Consider the following 21,181-nt stretch of genomic DNA (forward strand, 5'->3'; position numbering starts at 1 on the left):
CCTGTGCGGCTCAGCCCTCGCCGCCGACCTGCGTGTACGCGCTGTTGACGATCTTCTGGGCCAGTCCGGCCTCGTCCCGGTCCACGCGCGCGCTCAGCCAGAAGAACCGGGTCCCGCCCCCACTGCCGCCGAACGCGGTCCACACGGTCAGCTCGTACGTCTTCTCCGTGCGCCGCACCGCGTAGTAGGCGCGACGGTCGTCGGTCCGCCGCCACGGCAGCCGGGCGGTGCCGGGGCGGCTCTCGGCGAAGGCGTGGCCCGTCTTCTGCGGGCACCGCTTCGCGCAGTTGAGCTGGGCCGCGTGCAGGCGCAGCCGTGGCCCGCCGGTCTGTACGGCGGGGTTCTTGATCCGCTCGTAGGAGAGGTCACTGTCGGTCACGTTCTCGCAGTCGTAGGCGTAGGCGTCCTCGGGCATGTCCTTCGTCCTGTCGGAGAACTGGCAGTCGAGGTCCTTCGGCGCGCGGAAGGGAAGGGTCAGCCCTCCCAGGTCCCAGATGTGGGAGCGTTCGTTCCGGCCCCACACCGCGCCGTGCAGCGCGTGCTCGGGGCGCTGGTAGCGGGCGAGCCGGGAGTCCTCCGGCGGCTCCGGGGAGCGGGGGACGGTGGCCAGGTCCCGTGCGTCGTCGCGGCCCAGCGTCCGGCGCAGCAGCGACTCGGCGACAGCCGTGAGCCGTTCGCGGGAGCCGTACTCCTCGGTGTACTCGACGGTCACGATCCGGTTGTCGTCGCGCGCCGTGTACCTCGCCGTGGGCATGAAGAGCGTCCCGGAGCTGGACGGCAGGGACGGTGCGTGCACCCGGCGTACCACCTGCGCGGTGGGCGCGGAGGAGATGCCGACGGTCGTGGTGAGGTCGGCGGGCGGGGTTCCGCGGGTGGAGCGCCGCTCCTTGCGCGCGTTGTCGAGCACCACGGCGAACTGCTCGCGGGCCTGCGCCGAGCCGCTGCCGCCAAGATCTCCGGCCATGGTCTGGGTCTTGACGCTCACCTGGACCTCGGGCCGGAACGGCGCCTGCTCGTCCGCGACGCACAGGCCGCTCGCGATGACGTCGCTGTCGCTGTCGTCGTCGCTCTGGCGCAGCGTCTCGTCGCGTGCGACCTGGCGCGGGTCCTCCATCAGGGCCCCGAGCACCTGGCGGGAGAGCGGCGCGCAGACGTCGTCGAGGGAGGCGGGGTACGGGTGCGGGCCGGGCACGGGCGGGGTGTTCAGCAGGCCGATGCCGGTGGCCAGGAGGAGCAGCACGCCCAGCCCCGCCACGGCGCCGGGGAGCGCGTCGCGGAGCGCGGCGCGCAGGGCGGCGGCCCAGCGGCGGTACCGGGCGGGTTCCTGGGCGTCGGCATCCTGAGCGTCGGCTTCCGGGAGGTCGGCGGCCAGCCGGTTGCGCAGCTCGATGTGGCGGAACCGGTAGACGCCGCCCGCCTGACGCAGGACGCCCTTCGCGTGGGCCTCCCGGAGGAAGTCCATGAGGTGCCAGGGCAGCCGCCCCGTCGCGGCGAACCAGACGCGCGCGAGGGAGTAGCGGCCCCAGGCGGAGACGGCGTTCTCGTACAGCCAGGTGCTCAGCGTGGCCCCGGCGACCGTGCCCGCCCAGGCCCAGCCCGTCACCACGTCGCGGCCCCCGACGATCTGCCACACGGCGAGCAGCACCCACGGCAGCACCCACAGCAGCCCGGGGTCCCCCTCCGTGTTCCTGACCGCGAAGCCGGTCGCCAGGGTGACCCGCCGGTCCCGCCGCAGCAGCCGCGCGGGCTCGGCGGCCGTCTCCGGGTCGGCCGGCGTCCTGGCGTGGGTGAATGGCCAGCGCACGAGCGAGCGCAGGGCGAAGACGGCGGCGATCAGGACCGCGAGGCGACCGGCGTCGGGGCCGCCGTCCGAGCCCGCCGCGTACGCGACGAAGCCCAGCAGCGCCGCCCAGCCCGCGAGCGTGCCCGTCAGCTTCCATCTGGGCGTCCGCCGCAGGTCCGACGGGCGCGGCAGCCGCGCCTGCTGCGGCGCGCGCCCCGTACCCCCGCCGTACTCGCCCCACGCGAACGCGCACACCCCGGCCCCGAAGACCGCCCACAGCGGCACGGGCACCGGCACCGGCTGCCAGTGCGCCCACGGGGGCGTGCCGAGGTCCATCCGGCTGACGGTGAACGTCGCGACGGCCGCAGCCGGCAGCACGCTCAGCCTGCGCACCCAGCCCGGCAGCGCCTCCTCCAGCCGCCACCAGGCGATCTCCTGCCCGCCGAAGCGGCGCGTGTGCGCGGCGACGAACGCGGCCCAGCCGCGCGCCCGCTCGGCGCGCTCGCGCCCGGCGTCGGCGTAGGCGGCGGTCAGGAACGCGTCGTACAGGTGCCGTTCCACGGCCTGCCGGGTGGTGAAGCGTCCGGCGCCGAGCAGTTCGGCGGGGTCCGCTTCCGTCTCGCTGTAGGCGACGCGGGCGAGCGCGACCATCAGCGGGGTGCTGAGCACCCGGCGCAGCACGCGCGTCTCGCGCGCGGTGTCGTCCGGGTCGGCCAGCCGCGCCAGCACCGGCGCCCACTTGGTGCGGGTGGGGTCGCTGCGGCTGGTGCGACGGCTGGTACGGGGCAGATAGCGGGCGAGGTCGTCCGTCGTCAGCGGGCACAGCTCGACGGCGACGGCTCCGGGCAGCGGCAGCGCGGCCCCGTCGACGGCGCGGGTGTACTCGGCGGTGCGGCTGGTCAGCACGCAGCGCGCGTGCTCGGTGAGGCTCGCGCGCAACTGGCGCAGCGCCTCCGGCTGGGTGGCGAGGGGCAGCTCGTCGAAGCCGTCGAGCACGGGCAGCACCCGGCCCGACGCGATCAGGTCGAGCGCCGCCTCCGGAGTGGGCAGCGGCACGGGGTGCTCGGCGCACAGCCGCTCAGCCGCCCAGCGCCACAGGCCCTGGGGCCCGCGCGGGTCCCACGAGGCGAGCGGCAGCACGACGGGCACGGGCGCGGCCGAGGCGGGCCCTCGCGCCTCCAGCAGGGTGCGCGCGAGCCGCTGCGCGAGGACGGTCTTGCCCGCGCCCGGCTCGCCCAGGACGACCAGCCGCTGCCGGGGGAGCCGGGTGAAGAACGCGGCGGCGCCCGCGAACTCGCCCTCCGCTTCGAGGGAGCCTGCGGAGTCGGCGGGGAAACCGGGGGAGTCCGGCTCGGCGGCGAGGAGGTTCGGCGCGTGGTCCGTGACCAGCGGATCGGCGGCCTGCCACCGTACGGGGATGGGCGTGGGCGTGCTCACGGGCGAGAGCGCGAGCTGGTCCTCCCTGCCGTACTGCCGGGTCAGCGCCTCCGCCAGCCCCTCGGCAGCGCGGTCGAGCCGGTGCCCTGGCAGCGGCGTACGGGGGCGTGCGCGGGTGCCCCGCTCCCGTAACCGGCGCCGCTCCCGTATCCGGCCCACGGCGGCCGAGCCCGCGAGCGCCGCCGCGCACAGCGCGGCCAACGCGGGCAGCCGCCCGCCCGAGGCGGCCGGGCCCAGCACGGCGGGCGGCGCGGCCCACAGCACGGCACCGGCGCAGGCCAGCAGCGCGGTGAGCACGAGGAGGCGGAGGGGGGAGCGGGGCGGCGCGGCGGGTTCCTCGTGCACATGGATGTGGACGGCGTCGACGCGCTCCGCCAGCACGACGTTGCCGAAGGTGCCCCCGGTGATCCGGTTCTCCAGGCGGGGCGCGGCCCCCTCGCGGGCTATGTCCCCCGGACGTCGCGTCCCGTCCGCCGTGCCCCCGTCCACCGGCCACCCCCGCCCGCCCCACGACCCGTCAGGGGACGGATCTTAGCCCCGGCGCCCCACGTGTGAAGGGGACGGAGCGGGGCGCAGAATGGGGGCGGCCGCAGGGGCCGGGAACGTGAGGAGAGACGTATGGGCAGCTCAGCGAACGAACCGGTGATCGTCGTGGCGACCTTCAGGCCGCGTCCCGAGGCACGGGAACAGGTGCGGGGCGCGCTCCGCGACGCGGCGGGACGCGTCCACGAGGAGCCCGGCTGCGAGCTGTACGCGCTCCACGAGGCCGAGGACCGCTTCGTCCTCGTCGAGAAGTGGACGACGGAGGGGCAGCTCGCGGACCACGGCTCGGCACCCGCCATCAAGGAGCTGCACGCCGCGCTCGACGGCAAGCTGCTGGAGCCCGCCGACGTGGTCAGGCTCGCCCCGCTCCCGGCGGGTTCGCCCGACGCGGGCGCGCTCTGAGCGAAGCCGTGCGGCGGGCCGCTCCGCGCCGGTCACGCACCGGTGCGGGGCGGCCCGTGGGCGTCACGCGGTCACGCGCCCCGTACCGGGATCGACGTCACGAAGGTCTGCTCGGGCGCCGGGTCGGCGAAGAAGTCGTTGCCCTTGTCGTCCATGACGATGAACGCGGGGAAGTCCTCGACCTCGATGCGCCAGACCGCCTCCATGCCCAGTTCCTCGTACTCCAGGACCTCCACCTTCTTGATGCAGTCCTGCGCCAGCCGGGCCGCCGGGCCGCCGATGGAGCCGAGGTAGAAGCCGCCGTGCGCCGCGCACGCGTCGGTGACCTGCTTGCTGCGGTTGCCCTTGGCCAGCATCACCTTGGAGCCGCCCGCCGCCTGGAACTGCTCCACGTAGGCGTCCATCCGGCCCGCCGTCGTCGGGCCGAAGGAGCCGGAGGCGTAGCCCTCGGGGGTCTTGGCGGGGCCCGCGTAGTAGACGGGGTGGTCCTTGAGGTACTGCGGCATCTCCTCGCCCGCGTCGAGACGTTCCTTGATCTTCGCGTGGGCGATGTCCCGCGCGACGACCAGCGTGCCGGTCAGCGACAGCCGGGTCTTGACGGGGTGCTTCGTCAGCTCGGCCAGGATCTCGTCCATCGGCCGCGCCAGATCGATCCGTACCGCGTCCAGATCGGCGCCCGCGCCCTCCGTCAGCTCGGACTCCGTCGTCTCGGGGAGGAAGCGCGCCGGGTCGGTCTCCAGTCGCTCCAGGAAGACACCCTCGGCCGTGATCTTGGCCTTGGCCTGCCGGTCGGCCGAGCAGGAGACGGCTATGGCGACGGGACAGGAGGCGCCGTGCCGGGGGAGCCGCACCACGCGCACGTCGTGGCAGAAGTACTTGCCGCCGAACTGCGCGCCGATGCCGATCTTCTGCGTCAGCTCGAAGACCTGCTGCTCCAGCTCCTTGTCGCGGAAGCCGTTGCCCGCGGGCGAGCCCTCGGCGGGCAGCTCGTCGAGGTAGTGCGCCGAGGCGTACTTCGCCGTCTTGAGCGCGTACTCGGCGCTCGTACCGCCGACGACGATCGCGAGGTGGTACGGCGGGCAGGCGGCCGTGCCCAGCGAACGGATCTTCTCCTCCAGGAACTTCATCATGCTCGCCTCGTTGAGGACGGCCTTCGTCTCCTGGTAGAGGAAGGACTTGTTGGCGCTGCCGCCGCCCTTGGCCATGAAGAGGAACTTGTACGCGTCGCCGTCGGTCGCGTACAGCTCCACCTGCGCCGGCAGGTTGTTGCCGGTGTTCTTCTCGTCCCACATCGTCAGCGGGGCCATCTGCGAGTAGCGCAGGTTGAGCTGCGTGTAGGCGTCGTAGATGCCGCGCGAGAGCGCCTCCTCGTCGCCGCCCTCGGTCAGCACCTGCTGGCCGCGCTTGCCCATCACGATCGCGGTGCCGGTGTCCTGGCACATGGGGAGCACACCGGCCGCGGCGATGTTGGCGTTCTTCAGCAGGTCGAGCGCGACGAAGCGGTCGTTGGGGCTGGCCTCCGGGTCCTCCAGGATGCGGCGGAGCTGGGCCAGGTGCTCGGGGCGCAGATAGTGCGAGATGTCGTGCATCGCCTCGGCGGCCAGCTTGCGCAGCGCCTCCGGCTCGACCTTCAGGAAGGTCCTCCCGTCCGCCTCGAAGGTGCTGACGCCCTCCGAGGTGATGAGGCGGTACGGGGTGGTGTCCTCGCCCAGGGGGAGCAGATCCGTGTAGGTGAACTCCGGGTGGGACGGGCGGGAGCTGGCTGGCATGGGGGACTCTTCCTCTCGCTACGGCTCTCGACGGTGAGCGCGCCTCACAGCGTAGAACGCCCCCTTCGTACCTGTGCTTGTGAGGTAAGGCTCAGTAGCCGACGTAGCGGAAGAGGCGGCTCCGGGCGGTCGGAGGGCTCGGGCTCTGGTCGCGATCTATCGCGTCTGGGTACGCTGGCCCGGTGACTGACTCCCCGCTGGAAAACTCGCTGGAAAAGAAGCCGGCACGGCCCGCGGCCGAGGCCGTCGAGCCCGTGCGGCCCGTGGCGCCCGTGGAGCCCGCCGAAGTGTCCGTGCGCGCCTCGGACGCCGACCGCGACAGGGTCGCGGACATCCTGCGCGAGGCCCTGGCCGAGGGGCGGCTGGACGCGGAGGAGCACGGGGAACGCATCGACGCCGTCTACAGCGCCAAGACCGTCGGCGAGCTGGAGCCGCTGGTGCGCGATCTCCCGGCGGGACGGGCCGAGCCGTACCGCGCGGCGCGCCCCTCGTCCGCGCCCGCGTCCGCGTCCGCCGCGTTCTCCGTGCCCGACGACGGCCTCGGCCCCAAGGAGAACCTCGTCGCCATCTTCAGCGGCGCCGTGCGCAAGGGCCGCTGGCGGGTGCCCAGGAAGATTAACGCCTTCGCCTGCTTCGGCGGCGTCGAGATCGATCTGACGGAGGCGGACTTCCCGTATCCGTACGTCGTCATCAACGCGACGGCGGTCTTCGGCGGCATCGAGATCCGGGTGCCCGAGAACGTCACGCTGCGGCAGAAGGGCGCGGGCGTCTTCGGCGGCTTCGACGTGCGCACCTTCGAGTCCGAAGAGCCGGACGCGCCCACGGTGCTGGTCCAGGGCGCCGCGGTCTTCGGCGGCGTCGAGGCCAAGCCGCGCCGCGGCAAGCGCCTCCGGAACCTGCGCGACCGCCTCCGCAAGGAGCTGTGACCCCTGAGGGGCGCGAGGCCGCCGGGGCACTGGGTGTGAAGGCCGGAGGGGTGCGCGGGTGCCGGGCGGCGCGGGCACTTGCGGGGGCGGTGCCGGGCGGCTGAGCTGCGGTCACGCGGGGGAGCCGGCCGCCGCGCGTCGGCGCGCGGGCGTGGCCGGTAAGGGGCGCGCGGGGGCGGCGAGTGGCGCCACGGTATGCATACCGCCGCGCACAGCGGGTAGGGCTCGGGCATCGTCTCTCGTACGGTCAGCAGCGCGAACTGCCGTGCGCAGCAAGACGGGTGAAGGTGAGTCACCGTCGTCTCGTCAGGAGCAGATCGTGCTGCAACCGCCGCATCAGTCCCTGAAGGCAGCCGCTATAGTCCCCGCCCCGCGTGCGCCAGAGCGCGACGACCAAGCGGGGCCCTGGCATTCGGAAGCGGTCTGCCGAAGGGATGAGGCCGGCCTCTTCTTCGCACCCTCCAAGGAACCGACCGCCGCACGGCTCTCCCGCGAACAGGCCGCCAAGAGGCTCTGCGCCCGCTGTCCCGTGATGGTGGAGTGCCGCGAGCACGCGCTGGTCATGCCGGAGCCCTACGGGGTGTGGGGCGGCCTCACCGCGGCGGAACGCCGTGTCGTCCTCGCCCGCAGGCGCCGCAGGGAGGCCGCGGGCGCGGGTGCGCCTGGCGTGCCGGGTGTGCCCGCCACGGCCGAGGCGCAGCCGGTGCCACGTATCGCCTGACGGCGCACGCCGTCGCCCCCTCGTCGTCGCCGCTGACCGTCCGCCACGGGAACGCGCGCCGGCCGGGCGTGACGCGGCCGGTACCGCCTTCGGCGGTCGGACCGGCCGCGTTCCTCTCCCGTACCCCGTGCAGCCCCCTGCGTCAGCGTGCCCGGTCGAAGTCCACGGCGCTGTACGCACGCAGCTTGGACAGCTTGTGCGTGGACTCGATCTTGCGGATCGTGCCGGACTTCGAGCGCATCACCAGCGACTCGGTGTACGCGCGCTCGCCCCGGAAGTGCACGCCGCGCAGCAGGTCGCCGTCGGTGATGCCGGTGGCCACGAAGAAGACGTTCTCGCCGCCGACCAGGTCCTCGGTGTGCAGGACGCGGTCGAGGTCGTGGCCCGCGTCGAGGGCGCGCTGCCGCTCCTCGTCGTCCTTCGGCCACAGCTTGCCCTGGATGGTGCCGCCCAGGCACTTTATGGCGCAGGCCGCGATGATGCCCTCGGGGGTGCCGCCGATGCCGAGGAGCAGATCGACGCCGGTCCCCTCCCGTACGGCCGCGATCGCGCCCGCGACGTCGCCGTCCGAGATCAGCTTGATCCGCGCGCCCGACTCGCGGATCTCCTTCACCAGGCCGTCGTGGCGCGGCCGGTCCAGGACGACGACGGTGACGTCGTCCGGGGTGCAGCCCTTGGCCTTGGCGATGCGGCGGACGTTGACGGCGGGCGGGGCGGTGATGTCCACGAACTCGGCGGCGTCGGGGCCCGTGACGAGCTTCTCCATGTAGAAGACCGCGCTCGGGTCGAACATCGCGCCGCGCTCGGCCACGGCCAGCACGGAGACCGCGTTGGTCATGCCCTTGGCGGTGAGGGTGGTGCCGTCGATCGGGTCCACGGCGACGTCGCACTCCGCGCCGGTCCCGTCGCCGACCCGCTCGCCGTTGTAGAGCATCGGCGCCTCGTCCTTCTCGCCCTCGCCGATGACGACGACGCCGTTCATCGAGACGGTGGAGACGAGGGTGCGCATGGCCTTGACGGCGGCGCCGTCGGCACCGTTCTTGTCGCCGCGGCCGACCCAGCGGCCCGAGGCCATGGCGCCCGCTTCGGTGACCCGTACGAGTTCCAGTGCCAGGTTGCGGTCGGGTGCCTCCGGCGCGACCTCTAGCTGGGAGGGAAGGTGGTGGTGTTCGGTCATCGGAGCGCACCTTTCTGCTCGGCGACGGCCGGGCTACTGAGGGTGGGGCAACTCTATCGAGCCTTCGAAAAAGTGAGCAGTGCGCCCATCGGATGAGCGCTTCCCGTCACCCGTCCTGCCGCCTCCCCTTCTGTCTCTCCCTCCCCCGCACCCCGGGGCCGTGTGACACCCGGCATAAGGGACGATGGAGTGGTGGCAGCAGACAAGCAGCGGGGCAAGCAGTCGGTGCGGGACATGGTCATCTCGCTGGGGGTGATCGTTCTCGCCGCCTGGGTGATCTATCTGTTCGTGCCGCACGACGAGCACCAGGATCCGGTCAAGCCCGTCAGCTACCGCGTGGAGCTGGACTCGGCGCGCCGCGCCGCGCCGTACCCGGTCCTCGCCCCGCACGGGCTGTCCGACGACTGGCGCCCGACGTCGGTGACGTACGAGCCGGAAGGCCAGCAGGGCGCCGCCTGGCACCTGGGCTTCATGGCGCCGGGCGACGAGTACGCGGCCGTCGAGCAGAGCGACCAGTCGCGCCCGGCGAAGTTCATCGAGGACGTCACCCACAAGGCGTCGAAGACCGCGAAGACGGACACCTTCGGCGGCGAGAAGTGGACGCGGTACGAGGGCGAGAAGTACGACGCGCTCGTCCTGGAGGACCCGGAGAACAAGGTCACCACCGTCGTCACCGGCACCGCCTCCTTCGCGCGGCTCGGCGAGCTGGCGGACTCCCTCACCTCGGGGAAGGCCGCCGAGGAGGCGGCGAGCAAGGCGGCCGACGAGGCCGCGCGTAAGGAAGCGGATAAGGCGGCCGAGGGGACCGACGAGTCCGGCAAGGGCTGAGCCGCGCACCCCGGCCGCCCGCTCGGCGGCCGGCGGGGCCCGGAGTGCGCGGCTCGCCCCAGGGCCTCGCGGCTCAGACCGTCGCGACGGCGTCCTCGAAGGCCAGGCGGGGCGAGCGCGGGAAGAAGGCGTCGTCGCCCGGCTTGCCTATGTTGATGACCAGGAACGCCTTTTGCTTGCCGTCGCCGAAGAACTTCTCGTTGATCCCGGCGAAGTCGAAGCCGGTCATCGGCCCGGCGGCCAGCCCCGCGGCGCGGACGCCGAGGATGAAGTAGCCCGCCTGGAGGGTGGCGTTCTGCGTGCCGGCGGCCTCGCGCGAGGTGGCCTCGGAGAAGTAGGCGTCCTTGATGCCCGGCGCGTGCGGGAACAGCTCCGGCAGCTTCTCGTGGAAGTCCAGGTCCACGGAGAGGACGGCGGTCAGGGGAGCGCTGAGGGTCTTGTCGCCGTTGGCGCCCATCGCGTACTTCACCAGGCGCTCGCGGGCCTCGCGGGAACGGACGAGGGTGACGCGCAGCGGCGACTGGTTGAAGGCGGTGGGGGCGAACTTGACCAGGTCGTAGACGGCCTGGATCTGCTCGTCGGTCACCGGCTCGTCGGTGAACGTGTTGGCGGTGTGGGCCTCACGGAAGAGCAGGTCCTGGGCGGCGGGATCGAGGGCGAGAGCCATGCTGCTGTGCCTAGCCTTTACAGAGTGGTTCAAATTGGCATGATCCACCGTAGGGCGCGTTATTTAAAGGTTCAACCAAAGTCGGGCGCTCGCCACTGTCTCTCTCGTCACTCTTCCCTCGGTCTTCTTCCCCTCAGTCCTCGTCCTCGGCCTCGTCGTCGGCCGCCTCCGGCTCCTCCCCGGCGTCCGCCTCGGCCTCCAGCACCGCGTCCAGCCGGGCCCTGGCGCCCTCCAGCCACTCGCGGCAGATCCGCGCCAGCTCCTCGCCGCGCTCCCACAGCGCGAGGGACTCCTCCAGCGTCGAGCCGCCCGCCTCCAGTTGCTGGACGACCCGGACCAGCTCGCCCCGCGCCTGCTCGTAGCTGAGCGAGGACAGGGTGCTCCCGCCCTCGGCCTCCGTGCCCGTGTGGGGACCGGTCTCCGTGTCCGTCGTCGTCATGCGCCCCAGCCTAAGCGCGCGGGCTGACAGCCACGCCTATGTGCGCGGCCCGGCGGTCACCGTCACGCCGAACTCGCCCTCGGCCACCCGCGCCCGCAGCCCGTCGCCCTCGGCCACCTCGGCGGCGTCGCGGACCACCGAGCCGTCCTCGCGTTGGAGCACGGCATAACCCCGCTGGAGGGTGGCGGCGGGAGAGAGGGCCACTATGCGCGCGTGGGTGTGGGACAGCTCGTCCTCCGCGCGGTCCAGCCGGTGCCCGAGGGTGCGCCGGGCCCGCTCCAGCAGGAACGCGATGTCCTCCTCGCGCTCCTCGACCAGCGTGTGCGGATCGGCCATCGCGGGGCGGCTCATGACGTCGACGAGACCGCGCTCCTCGCGTTCGAGCCGCCCGGTGATCACCCGCCAGGCCCGCGCGCGCAGCTCCCGCACCCGCTCGTGCTCCTCGCCCACGTCCGGCACCGTGTCCTTCGCGGCGTGCGTGGGCGTACGGGAGCGGAGATCGGCCACCAGATCGAGCAGCGGCGCGTCCGCCTCGTGGCCGATCGCGGAGACCACGGGCGTACGGGCCTCGGCGACGGTGCGCACCAGCCGCTCGTCAGAGAACGGCAGCAGGTCCTCCATGCTGCCGCCGCCGCGCGTCACGATGATCACGTCGACCTCGGGGTGCGCGTCCAGCTCCCTGACGGCCTCGATGACCTGCGGCACGGCCCGCACGCCCTGCACCGCCACGTTCCGCACCTCGAAGCGGACGGCGGGCCAGCGCTCGCGGGCCGTGTGCAGCACGTCCCGCTCGGCGTCCGAGGCGCGGCCCGTCACCAGGCCGATGCGGTGCGGCAGGAACGGGAGCCGCCGCTTGCGCTCCGAGGCGAAGAGGCCCTCGGCCATCAGCTTCTTCTTCAACTGCTCCAGGCGCGCGAGCAGCTCGCCGATGCCCACGGGGCGGATCTCGGCGGCGCGCAGCGACAGCGAGCCGTTGCGCTCGTACCAGACGGGCTTGGCGTGCACGACGACGCGGGCGCCCTCGGTGATGATGTCCTTCACCGGTTCGAAGACCTGCCGGAAGCAGGTGACGGTGATCGACACGTCGCGCGACGGATCGCGCAGGGTGAGAAAGGCCACCCCGGCGCCCGGGCGGGGCGAGAGCTGGATGACCTGCCCCTCCACCCAGACCGCACCGAGCCGGTCGATCCAGCCGCCGATCAGCCGCGACACCTCGCTGACGGGGATGGGGGCTTCCGCGGACGTGTTGAGAGCCATACGGGGCAGGCTAGTCGTCCGGTACGACAGCCCCGTGCGACAGCCCGTACGACATCCCCGCGCGTCACTGCCCGGCCCCGCCTCCGGCCCCGCTCCCCGGCGTCACCTTCCGCGCCCGCAGCACCGCCAGGATCACCAGCGCCGCCGCCAGCCAGGCGAGGCCGACGAGGTGGGCGTCGCGGTGCGCCGTGACGATCACCGCGACCGTGATCGCGAGCCCCGCCAGCGGCAGCACCCAGTCCCGCAGCACCCCGGCCGCACCGTCGCGCTTGCGCACCCCGTAGTAGCCGATCACCGAGAGGTGCAGCAGCGCGAAGGCCGTCAGGGCGCCGATGTCCACGACCGAGACGAGCCGGTCCAGGCCGTCGGGCGTGCGGGCCGCCCACACCGCGGCGCACAGCGTGATGACGGCGGTCAGCAGCAGCGTGCGGCGCGGTGCGCCCGTGCCCGCGTCCACCTTCGAGAGCGCCCGCGGCAGCCGCCTGTCCCGCGCCATCGCGTACAGCAGCCGCCCCGCCGCCGCCTGCCCCGCCAGCGCGGCGAACGCGGCGCCGACGGCCTTGCTCGCCGCGACCGTCGTCTGGAGCCAGCCGCCGACGGCCGACTCGACGGCCACGTAGAAGGCGGAGCCCTGCGCGGCCGGGTCGCGGGCCAGGTCGCGCGAGGAGTCCGGGGAGAGCAGCGCGGCGAGGTACGTCTGCGCCAGGAACAGCACACCGGCCAGCAGCAGGCACCCGAGCAGCGCCTTCGCGACGACCGACGAGCCGCCCCGGCCCTTCTCCGCGCCGTCCTTCCCGCCCTGCCTGTCCTTCCCGCTCACCGTCTCCTCGGCGAAGTTCGCGATGGCGTCGAAGCCGAGGAAGGACAGCACCGCGACCGAGACCGCGCTCAGCACCGCCACCAGCGAGAAGTCCTGGTCGCCTGTGAAGGGGGAGAGCCAGCCGCGCGCGGGCCCGTGCTGGGCCAGTACCACCAGCGCCGCCACCACGAAGACCAGCAGCACCACGATCTCCAGCGCCAGCACGACGAAGCCGACCGCCGCCGCCCTGCGCACGCCGGAGAGGTTGAGCGCGGTGGTGATGACGACGGCGGCGGCCGTCCAGATCCACTGGTCGACGGACGGGACGAGCTGGTTCATCGCGATGCCGGAGAAGAGATAGCCGACGGCCGGGATCAGCAGATAGTCGAGCATCGCCATCCACCCGGCGACGAAGCCCGCGCCCTCGCCGAGCCCGGTGCGCGCGTACGCGTAGACCGAGCCCGCCTGGGGGACGGCCCGGACCATCCGGGTGTACGAGTACGCGGTGAAGGCCATGGCGACCGTCGCCACCACGTACACCAGCGGCACCACCCCGTGGCTCTTCGCGTCGAGCGCGCCGAAGACGCCGACGGGGGCCATGGGGGCGATGAACAGCAGACCGTAGACGATCAGATCACGGAGGGTGAGGGTGCGCTTGAGGCCGTCGGCCGCGGTGGCGACGGCGTGGGGGGTGTGGGCGCGTGCTCCAGGCATAGCGACAGCTTGCCCCACGAAGCCCGCCCTCTCCCGTTGCCTTCTCCCGGCGGGGCGCCGCGCCCGTACGATGGAGCCATGTCTGCACGCCCCGCCCGTACGTCGCCCGACAACCCCGCCACGGCGAGCGCCACCGAGACCGCCTCCGCCGCGTCCGGCTCCGCCGGGCGCCGCCGCGTCCTCCTCGCCGCCCCCCGCGGCTACTGCGCGGGGGTGGACCGCGCGGTCATCGCGGTGGAGAAAGCCCTGGAGCAGTACGGCGCACCGATCTATGTGCGCCACGAGATCGTGCACAACAAGTACGTCGTGAAGACCCTGGAGAAGAAGGGCGCGATCTTCGTCGAGGAGACGGAGGCGGTGCCCGAGGGCGAGATCGTCATCTTCTCCGCGCACGGTGTCGCGCCCGTCGTCCACGAGGAGGCCGAGCGCGGCAAGCTCGCCACCATCGACGCGACGTGCCCCCTGGTCACCAAGGTGCACAAGGAAGCGGTGCGCTACGCCAAGGAGGACTACGACATCCTCCTCATCGGCCACGAGGGCCACGAGGAGGTCATCGGCACCAGCGGCGAGGCCCCCGAGCACATCACCCTCGTCGACGGCCCGGGCGATGTGGAGAACATCGAGGTCAGGGACCCGGAGAAGGTCGTCTGGCTCTCCCAGACCACACTCTCGGTCGACGAGACGATGGAGACCGTCGAGGCGATCCAGGGCCGGTACCCGAACCTGCTCTCGCCGCCCAGCGACGACATCTGCTACGCGACGCAGAACCGTCAGACCGCCATCAAGCAGGTCGCGGCCGACGCAGATCTGGTGCTGGTCGTCGGCTCCAAGAACTCCTCGAACTCCGTACGCCTGGTCGAGACGGCCCTGACGCACGGCGCCAAGGACGGCCACCTCATCGACGGCGCCGACGAGATCGACGAGGCATGGCTGGAGGGCGTCACCACCGTCGGCCTCTCCTCGGGTGCCTCGGTGCCGGACGTGCTGGTCGACGGCGTGCTGGAGTGGCTCTCTGAGCGCGGGTGGGAGGACGTGGAGATCGTCCAGCCCGTGAAGGAGCACATGCAGTTCTCGCTGCCGAAGGAGCTGCGGCGGGATCTGCGCGCGGAGGCGGCGCAGAAGACGCAGGGCTGAGCCCAGGGGCCCGGGCCGGGCGTCGGCCACGTCGCCGTCGCCGTCGCCGTACCGGCCCCGGCTCACCCTGCCCCGGTTGACTGGCCGCGCCTCATTGGCCGCGCTGCTGCCAGAGCAGCGCGGCCTTTCGCATGGTCGCGATCAGCAGGGCCAGCAGGGTGCCGCCGTAGAGCCAGACCGCGTTCGAGGAGAGGGCCGAGAACAGCGCCATCACATGGCTGCCGAAGCTGCCGCCTCCGTCGCTGATGAGCAGGAGGCCGATGGTGAAGGCGAGGGGGACGGAGACGGCCGACGTGAAGACGTCGGCGGGCCGCACCCACAGCGCGCACACGGCGCTGATCAGCAGGAAGAAGACGCCGTATACCGGGCCCGAGCCGTCCAGCAGCAGCTCGTCCAGGCCGCCGACGATCACCGTCAGCAGCGTCGAGAGCACGCCGCCGCCCAGGGCGGTGAGGCGTGGCCTCGGGAGGCGGGCCTTGAGGGCGCCGAGGGGGCCGGGGCGCCGGGCGCCGTAGACCCGGCCCGTGCTCGGGCGGGGCGGCGGGGCCGCGTCGTCTGCGGTGTCCGGGCTGCCTGTGCCGCCTGCGGTGTCTGGGGGGGGATCGAGGGTGTCGGCGGGCTCGAGGGGACCGGCGGACCGGGCCTGTGCCTGGGGCTGTGCCTGGGCATGGGCCTGCGCCTGGGCCGCCCGGCCCGGGGAGGGGGCCGCCGCTGCGGCCCCGGAGCCCCGGAACCGCTGCCGCTGACCTCGGCCGTTTTCTGTCATGCGCGCGCTGTGCTGCTCCACTGCACCAACGTAGGCCGGGGCCCCCGTCCCCGTAGCGGACGGACACGCCTTTGGCCGTGAGTTCGAGCCCGTAGACTGGTGGATCGGCCCGGACCTGCCCGGTCCGGCCAGCTCACCACCCCCTCTCGCTACGGGAAGTCGCCACGTGTCGCTCACGATCGGAATCGTCGGCCTGCCGAACGTCGGCAAGTCGACGCTGTTCAACGCCCTGACCAAGAACGACGTGCTGGCGGCCAACTATCCGTTCGCCACCATCGAGCCCAACGTCGGCGTCGTCGGCGTCCCCGACCCCCGCCTGGCCAAGCTGGCGGAGATCTTCAGCTCGGAGCGGGTCCTGCCCGCCACCGTCGACTTCGTCGACATCGCGGGCATCGTCCGGGGCGCGAGCGAGGGGGAGGGCCTGGGCAACAAGTTCCTGGCGAACATCCGCGAGTCCGACGCGATCTGCCAGGTCATCCGCGCCTTCAAGGACGACAACGTCGTCCACGTCGACGGCAAGATCTCGCCGAAGAGCGACATCGAGACGATCAACACCGAGCTGATCCTCGCCGACCTCCAGACGATCGAGCGGGTCCTGCCGCGGCTGGAGAAGGAGGCCCGGGTCAAGAAGGACAAGCAGCCCGAGGTCAAGGCCGTACTGGAGGCGAAGGCCATCCTGGAGGAGGGCCGCACCCTCTTCTCCGCGGGCATCGCCCAGGGCACGGAGGCCGCGGCGCCGCTGTACGACCTGCACCTGCTGACGACCAAGCCGTTCCTCTACGTCTTCAACGTGGACGAGGACGAACTGGTGGACGAGGACTTCAAGGCCGAGCAGCGCGCCCTGGTCGCCCCGGGGGACGCGGTCTTCCTCAACGCCAAGCTGGAGGCGGACCTCGCCGAGCTGGACGAGGAAGAGGCGCTGGAACTCCTCCAGACGGTCGGCCAGGAAGAACCGGGCCTCGCCACCCTGGCCCGCGCCGGCTTCCACACCCTGGGCCTCCAGACCTACCTGACGGCGGGCCCCAAGGAGTCCCGCGCCTGGACCATCAAAAAGGGCGCGACGGCCCCCGAGGCGGCCGGCGTCATCCACACGGACTTCCAGAAGGGCTTCATCAAGGCCGAGGTCATCTCCTACGACGACCTCGTCGCGACGGGTTCGGTGGCGGAGGCCCGCGCGAAGGGCAAGGCGCGCATGGAGGGCAAGGACTACGTGATGCGGGACGGGGACGTGGTGGAGTTCCGGTTCAACGTGTAGCGGGTCGTGTCGCTACGTCGCTGACCAGGCAGGCGTGCGGGTCAGGAGGGGTCCGTCCTTTCAGGGGCGGGCCCTTTGTCTTTTCCCGTGCTGGGATTTGTGGGAGCAGGTCGCTGACCGAGCTGTGAAGGTAGTGCGGACGTGGCCCTTTTCCTACTCGTTTGACACAATCGGGATATGGCTGAGACGACGTACAGCATCGGGGAAGGGCCGGCGACGCGGGTGAGCCTGTCACTTCCTGAGGGGACCGCGGAGGCGATTCGGGCTCGGGTGGGCAAGCGGGAATTCTCCGCGTTCATCGCAGAGGCGGTCGAGCGTGAGCTGCGCGGGCAGGTCCTGGACGAGTACCTGGCGGACTACGAGAGCCGCAAGGGGCCGGTCTCCGAGCCGGCTCGTCAGCGGGCGCGGCAGGTGTTCGACGAGGTGTTCGCCGAGGAGGCCGAGTGGCCCGCCGCAGGCTGAGTCACGAGGGGACGCTGGTCCTCGACAGCGAGGGGCTTTCGAAACTGCTCGTCGACGACGAGCAGGTGGTGGCTCTCGTCGCTGAGGCGCGCTCGCGTGGCATGGAGGTCGTGATCAGTGCGCTCACCATCATCGAGGTCGTCCATGCCCGTACGAACAAGTCCCGCCTGAACTGGGTGCTTTCCGGGCTGCGGGTCGTCCCGGTCGGTGACGAGGAGGCGAGGGCTGCCTCCAAGTTGCTGATGGATGCCGGGTTGCACGGGCACAAGTACGCGATCGATGCGGCCGTCGCCGAGGCCGCGCTGGGACAGCACCGCCCCGTGGTCATGCTGACTTCCGACATCGACGATATGGCCAAGCTCTGCGGTGACCGGGTGCGGCTAGTGGGGATCTGAATGCCTCTGACCCCGGTGCTGCCTTCCGGCCGAGACCCGCAAGGATGGGATCGGGCGCCATACCTTGGCGGGATTGCCAGTGGCGAACGCGAGTCCGGACTGGTACCACTGATCAAGGTCCGGGCAGCGCGGTTTTAGCGGGGGAACGTGGGCTGGCAGGAAGAAGTCGTCTCGGCGCTGGACGCCTGGGTGGCACACGAGGGCGTAGCTGCTCGCGAGCCACGGTGGCGCCCCCTGGGGCGAGCGGTGCGGGGCCGGAAACCTGGGGAGTACGTAGTCGACGTGCGCGGGTCCGAAATCGGGACGGACCAGCTCCAGGGGGACAGCCTGCGACTGGCCGGTCTTGATGAGGGCGACATTGACGCAGGTCACTCCGTGCTCGACGTGTACAGGGACGGCACCGCGCTTCGCGTGCGTGTTCCGGAGTTCGCAGACCCGGCGGACCCCTGTCTGTGGATGAAGCCGCAGCCCACCGGATTCCTCGTCAAGGCGCTGCGGGAAGGCATGGCCTCGCTCGCCGATGCTCCGCTGGCCCATCTCATGGCCCGAGGCGAGGCGGGCACGGGGCGGCTTGCTGCCATGGGACTGCCGCCCGGCACGCTCTTGCCTGCCCAGGATCGCGCCTATCGGGCATGCATGGGTGAGGGGCTGTGGCTGGTGTGGGGGCCGCCGGGTACTGGCAAGACCACAGTTCTCAAACGCGCCATCAGCGATCTCATTGCCCGGGGGAAGCGGGTCCTGTTGGTCTCGGCCACCAATATCGCTGTGGACAACGCCCTGTGGGGCGTGGTGAAAGAGCGACGGCATGGTGATGGCGAGCTCGTCCGTGTGGGGCCGCCTCACCTGAGGGAGATCGCGGAAGACGCGAGTGTCTGCCTCACGCTGATGGTGCGCCACCGATTGACCGAAACCGATGAGCGCCGCCGTGCTGTCGCCGCTCAACTGGTCGAGGCTCGGGAGCGGGCCCGGCAGTTGGAGGAGCTGGAGCGGGGCCTCACGGACTTCGACGCTGTGGCGTACGCCGCGGACCGTGTCCGACTCGACGATCCTGCCCGGGCTTCCGCGGCTTTGGAGCGGACGCGCGATCAGGCACGCCGGGATGCCAGGGACGCGGGGGACACCGCCGCACGGCTGGAGCAGTCCCACCAAGCCGCGCTCGAAGCGGTGAGGGTGACGAAGCAGGCTCAAACTGACTGGAAATCGTACGACGAGTGTCAGGAAAGCCTGGACCGACTCCGTCGGGCAGTGACCGACTTGGAGGCGAAGGCACTCGTCGCCGACAGGGAGTGTGTGGCGGCTCAGGAGTTCGTGGACGGCCTTGAACAGATGAAGGGCTTTGCGAGGCGCCGGGCGAAGCGGGAACGGGAAACTGCGCGCATGCGACTGGAGACAGCGCGTGCTGACGCGCACCAGGCCGGTCAGAAAGCGGTGGACGCCCGGTCGGTCCTGGCCCGGCAGGAGGACGCCGTCGCGACGCAGATGGCGGAACTCGCGGCTCGGATTCCGTTCAGCAAGCAGGAAATCGCGCTCCGGCAGTGGAGTCTGCAGAAGGTGGAGAAGGCCCTGGAACGGGCCCGGCGACACCATCTGGCGGCGGGCGCCAACCTGGCCGTTCTCGCCAGGGAAATTGGGCTATCCCAAGCGGCTGAAACTCGCGTCGCGGAGGCCGACCGACTCGGGCACCCCCGACGCCATGCACAGGTGGCGGTCCTGAAACCTCGGGTGGCGGAGGACCAAGAGCACCGGCCGACGCTGGAACGCCGTCATCGCGAACTCCAGGAGGAGTACGACAAGCTTGCGCGTGACGCCCAGGGCGAGATCATTCGCGGTGCCAAGCTTGTTGCCACTACCCTTGCACGGTTCCGGACCACGAAAGCGGTCTTCGAGGGTGAATACGACGTTGTCCTGGTCGACGAGGCCGGGGCCGCGACCCTGCCCGAGGTCCTCCTGGCCGTAGGAAAGGCGAAGACCACTGCGGTCCTCCTTGGGGACTTCATGCAGCTCGGTCCCGTGCTGCCGCAACTCGACGGAAGCAAGCGGCCCGACGTTGCCCGCTGGATCCTGCGCGAGGTCTACGAGCACTTCGATATCGAGTCCCCTGTGGCGGCCGTGAATCACCAAGGCTGCGTCGTACTGGATGTCCAGCACCGCTTCGGTCACGACGTCATGCGTCTGGCGAACTCACTCGCGTATGACGGCGTGTTGAAACCCGGCCCAGGTATTGAGCAGCGTGCGGCGCGGCGCGCCTCGGACGACCCCGAGATCGTGATCATCGACACCGACGGGCTGCAGAACCTCGCCCAGGTCCACCGCACCGGCCGTCGAAAGGGATGGTGGCCGGCCGGTTCCCTGCTGGCACGAGCCCTGATCGACCTGCACGGAGAGGATGGTGAGGAGGCCGGTGTCGTGACGCCGTATCCGGTACAGGCCGAAGCCACCTTGGAAGCGCTCCGGGACAACGAGGGCGCCGGCAGTCGGCTCGCCGAAGTCGGAACGGCTCATCGATTTCAGGGCCGCGAGTTCCCTGTAGTCATCTTCGACACCGTGGAGGACGACTACGGTGACGGCCTCTGGATGTCCCGGGCGTCCCGGGCACCTGGGGCGTCCGCCTGGGAGCGCAATGGGATACGACTCTTCAACGTCGCCGTCACCCGCGTTCAGACCAGGCTCTACGTTGTCGGAAGCCGAAGGCGCATTCTTGCTGCGGGTGAGCAGACCGCCATGGGCAGGCTTGCTGCCCTCATCGGCGACCGACGCGTCCGCACGGTTCCGGCCACTCATCTGATCGCCCCCGGCGAGCGGCCGGACATCCCTCTCGGCCCGTTCGGCACGCGTCTCGCTGACGTCCTCTCCCGCCATGTCGAAGTCTCCGACGTCGACGACGAGATCACGTTCTACGAGATGTTTGCCGCAAGGCTGGCCGAAGCGCGCAATTCCTTGTGGATCTGGTCTCCGTGGACTGCGAAACGTCTCATCGGGCTGCTGCCAGTGCTGGACGAGGCCGTGCGCCGAGGAGTGCGTGTGACGGTCTTCGTCCGTGATCCCTACGACACGGGTCAGAAGAAGCAGGCCGACCTGGTCAGGCAGCTTCGGGCAGTGGTGCAGACGGTCGTCCCCGTCAACGTAATGCACCAGAAGATCGTCGTGATCGACGAGCACACGGTTCTGCTGGGCAGCCTCAACTCCCTCTCGCAGAGTCGCTCACGTGAGGTCATGCTGACCATCAAGGGCAGCCACTTCGCACGCAAGATCCTGACTCACGAGCATGCGGAGGACTTTGCCAAACCTCCTCGGTGCGATGCGTGCAAGGGGGAGGAAGTGGACCTGCGCCGCCGGGCCAACGGGTCCTGGTACTGGCGATGCTTCAACCGGATATGTCCAGCGCGGCGAGGGAGCCGGGCGTGGGAGAAGGCTGTTCGGCTCAAGTCAGGGGCGCGGCGCTAGCTGGTTCAACCTCAACGAGGGCACTGGCATCATCGATGGACAGCCTCGCCCTCATGGTGTGGGAAGTTGGAGACAAACCGGCGGGCATTCGTGCACCGGCGCCCGCGGATGTCGGATAGTGGTCTCGGTGTCGAAGCCTCTTGTACTTTGTCGAAAATCCCGTGCTGGGATGATGCTGGGACGCGTCCACATTCCGAAACCCAACGGAAAGACACGCCCGCTCGGTATGCCGTCCTGGTCGGACAAACTTGTCGGCGAAGTGA

General features: G+C 71.3%; 17 protein-coding genes. 9 read left to right on the forward strand and 8 right to left on the reverse strand.

The window, feature by feature from the left end:
- Nucleotides 1-10 precede the first annotated feature (10 nt).
- Entirely contained in the window at nt 11-3,709 is a 3,699-nt protein-coding gene (locus tag ACYVOO_RS19400) for an NACHT domain-containing protein (RefSeq protein WP_461016893.1), read from the reverse strand.
- Between the two features lie 129 nt (nt 3,710-3,838).
- Between ACYVOO_RS19400 and ACYVOO_RS19405 the strand changes: the two genes are divergently transcribed.
- Nucleotides 3,839-4,165 (forward strand): putative quinol monooxygenase, encoded by a 327-nt coding sequence (locus ACYVOO_RS19405; protein ID WP_461016894.1) that lies wholly within the window; start codon nt 3,839-3,841, stop codon nt 4,163-4,165.
- Nucleotides 4,166-4,236: 71 nt separating this feature from the next.
- On the opposite strand, the gene ACYVOO_RS19410 is transcribed toward ACYVOO_RS19405, so the two are convergent.
- Nucleotides 4,237-5,934, reverse strand: a complete 1,698-nt coding sequence (locus ACYVOO_RS19410; RefSeq protein ID WP_461016895.1) for a fumarate hydratase — start codon at nt 5,932-5,934, stop codon at nt 4,237-4,239.
- A 182-nt stretch (nt 5,935-6,116) separates the two neighbouring features.
- On the opposite strand from ACYVOO_RS19410, the gene ACYVOO_RS19415 reads away from it, so the two are divergent.
- Nucleotides 6,117-6,860: a DUF1707 SHOCT-like domain-containing protein gene (locus ACYVOO_RS19415; protein WP_461016896.1), complete on the forward strand. Its 744-nt coding sequence runs from the start codon at nt 6,117-6,119 to the stop codon at nt 6,858-6,860.
- Nucleotides 6,861-7,179: 319 nt separating this feature from the next.
- The gene (locus ACYVOO_RS19420; RefSeq protein ID WP_453350420.1) at nt 7,180-7,581 is read left to right on the forward strand and encodes a WhiB family transcriptional regulator; all 402 of its coding nucleotides are present in this window, start codon (nt 7,180-7,182) and stop codon (nt 7,579-7,581) included.
- Nucleotides 7,582-7,723: 142 nt separating this feature from the next.
- Here the strand turns inward: ACYVOO_RS19420 and glpX are convergent, their stop codons facing one another.
- Complete coding sequence (glpX, locus tag ACYVOO_RS19425) at nt 7,724-8,758, reverse strand: class II fructose-bisphosphatase (protein ID WP_461016897.1); 1,035 nt, start codon at nt 8,756-8,758, stop codon at nt 7,724-7,726.
- 174 nt (nt 8,759-8,932) lie between these two features.
- Here glpX and ACYVOO_RS19430 point away from each other — a divergent pair, with 174 nt between their 5' ends.
- Nucleotides 8,933-9,586: a DUF4245 domain-containing protein gene (locus ACYVOO_RS19430; protein ID WP_461016915.1), complete on the forward strand. Its 654-nt coding sequence runs from the start codon at nt 8,933-8,935 to the stop codon at nt 9,584-9,586.
- A 73-nt stretch (nt 9,587-9,659) separates the two neighbouring features.
- On the opposite strand, the gene ACYVOO_RS19435 is transcribed toward ACYVOO_RS19430, so the two are convergent.
- The 4 genes from ACYVOO_RS19435 to ACYVOO_RS19450 form a co-directional block, all read right to left on the reverse strand.
- A complete protein-coding gene (locus ACYVOO_RS19435; protein WP_461016898.1) occupies nt 9,660-10,253 on the reverse strand; it encodes a malonic semialdehyde reductase in 594 nt (197 codons plus the stop codon).
- A gap of 133 nt (nt 10,254-10,386) precedes the next feature.
- Nucleotides 10,387-10,692 (reverse strand): exodeoxyribonuclease VII small subunit, encoded by a 306-nt coding sequence (locus ACYVOO_RS19440; RefSeq protein ID WP_461016899.1) that lies wholly within the window; start codon nt 10,690-10,692, stop codon nt 10,387-10,389.
- A 36-nt stretch (nt 10,693-10,728) separates the two neighbouring features.
- The gene (xseA, locus tag ACYVOO_RS19445; RefSeq protein WP_461016900.1) at nt 10,729-11,949 is read right to left on the reverse strand and encodes an exodeoxyribonuclease VII large subunit; all 1,221 of its coding nucleotides are present in this window, start codon (nt 11,947-11,949) and stop codon (nt 10,729-10,731) included.
- 64 nt (nt 11,950-12,013) lie between these two features.
- Nucleotides 12,014-13,462, reverse strand: a complete 1,449-nt coding sequence (locus ACYVOO_RS19450) for an APC family permease (RefSeq protein ID WP_461016901.1) — start codon at nt 13,460-13,462, stop codon at nt 12,014-12,016.
- 78 nt (nt 13,463-13,540) lie between these two features.
- Between ACYVOO_RS19450 and ACYVOO_RS19455 the strand changes: the two genes are divergently transcribed.
- Nucleotides 13,541-14,596 carry a 4-hydroxy-3-methylbut-2-enyl diphosphate reductase gene (locus ACYVOO_RS19455; RefSeq protein ID WP_461016902.1) on the forward strand — a complete coding sequence of 352 codons (1,056 nt, stop codon included), beginning with the start codon at nt 13,541-13,543 and terminating at the stop codon, nt 14,594-14,596.
- A gap of 91 nt (nt 14,597-14,687) precedes the next feature.
- Here ACYVOO_RS19455 and ACYVOO_RS19460 read toward each other — a convergent pair whose 3' ends face one another.
- Nucleotides 14,688-15,383, reverse strand: a complete 696-nt coding sequence (locus tag ACYVOO_RS19460; protein WP_461016903.1) for a DUF6542 domain-containing protein — start codon at nt 15,381-15,383, stop codon at nt 14,688-14,690.
- Nucleotides 15,384-15,528: 145 nt separating this feature from the next.
- On the opposite strand from ACYVOO_RS19460, the gene ychF reads away from it, so the two are divergent.
- The 4 genes from ychF (at nt 15,529) to ACYVOO_RS19480 (ending at nt 20,918) form a co-directional block, all read left to right on the forward strand.
- The gene (ychF, locus tag ACYVOO_RS19465; RefSeq protein WP_461016904.1) at nt 15,529-16,617 is read left to right on the forward strand and encodes a redox-regulated ATPase YchF; all 1,089 of its coding nucleotides are present in this window, start codon (nt 15,529-15,531) and stop codon (nt 16,615-16,617) included.
- A gap of 177 nt (nt 16,618-16,794) precedes the next feature.
- Nucleotides 16,795-17,079 (forward strand): hypothetical protein, encoded by a 285-nt coding sequence (locus ACYVOO_RS19470; protein ID WP_006138089.1) that lies wholly within the window; start codon nt 16,795-16,797, stop codon nt 17,077-17,079.
- Complete coding sequence (locus tag ACYVOO_RS19475) at nt 17,061-17,474, forward strand: DNA-binding protein (protein ID WP_461016905.1); 414 nt, start codon at nt 17,061-17,063, stop codon at nt 17,472-17,474. Before ACYVOO_RS19470 ends, ACYVOO_RS19475 begins: the two co-directional genes overlap by 19 nt.
- Nucleotides 17,475-17,756: 282 nt before the next feature.
- Complete coding sequence (locus tag ACYVOO_RS19480) at nt 17,757-20,918, forward strand: AAA domain-containing protein (RefSeq protein ID WP_461016906.1); 3,162 nt, start codon at nt 17,757-17,759, stop codon at nt 20,916-20,918.
- Nucleotides 20,919-21,181: the final 263 nt, after the last annotated feature.

It is taken from the genome of Streptomyces daliensis (assembly GCF_054782395.1).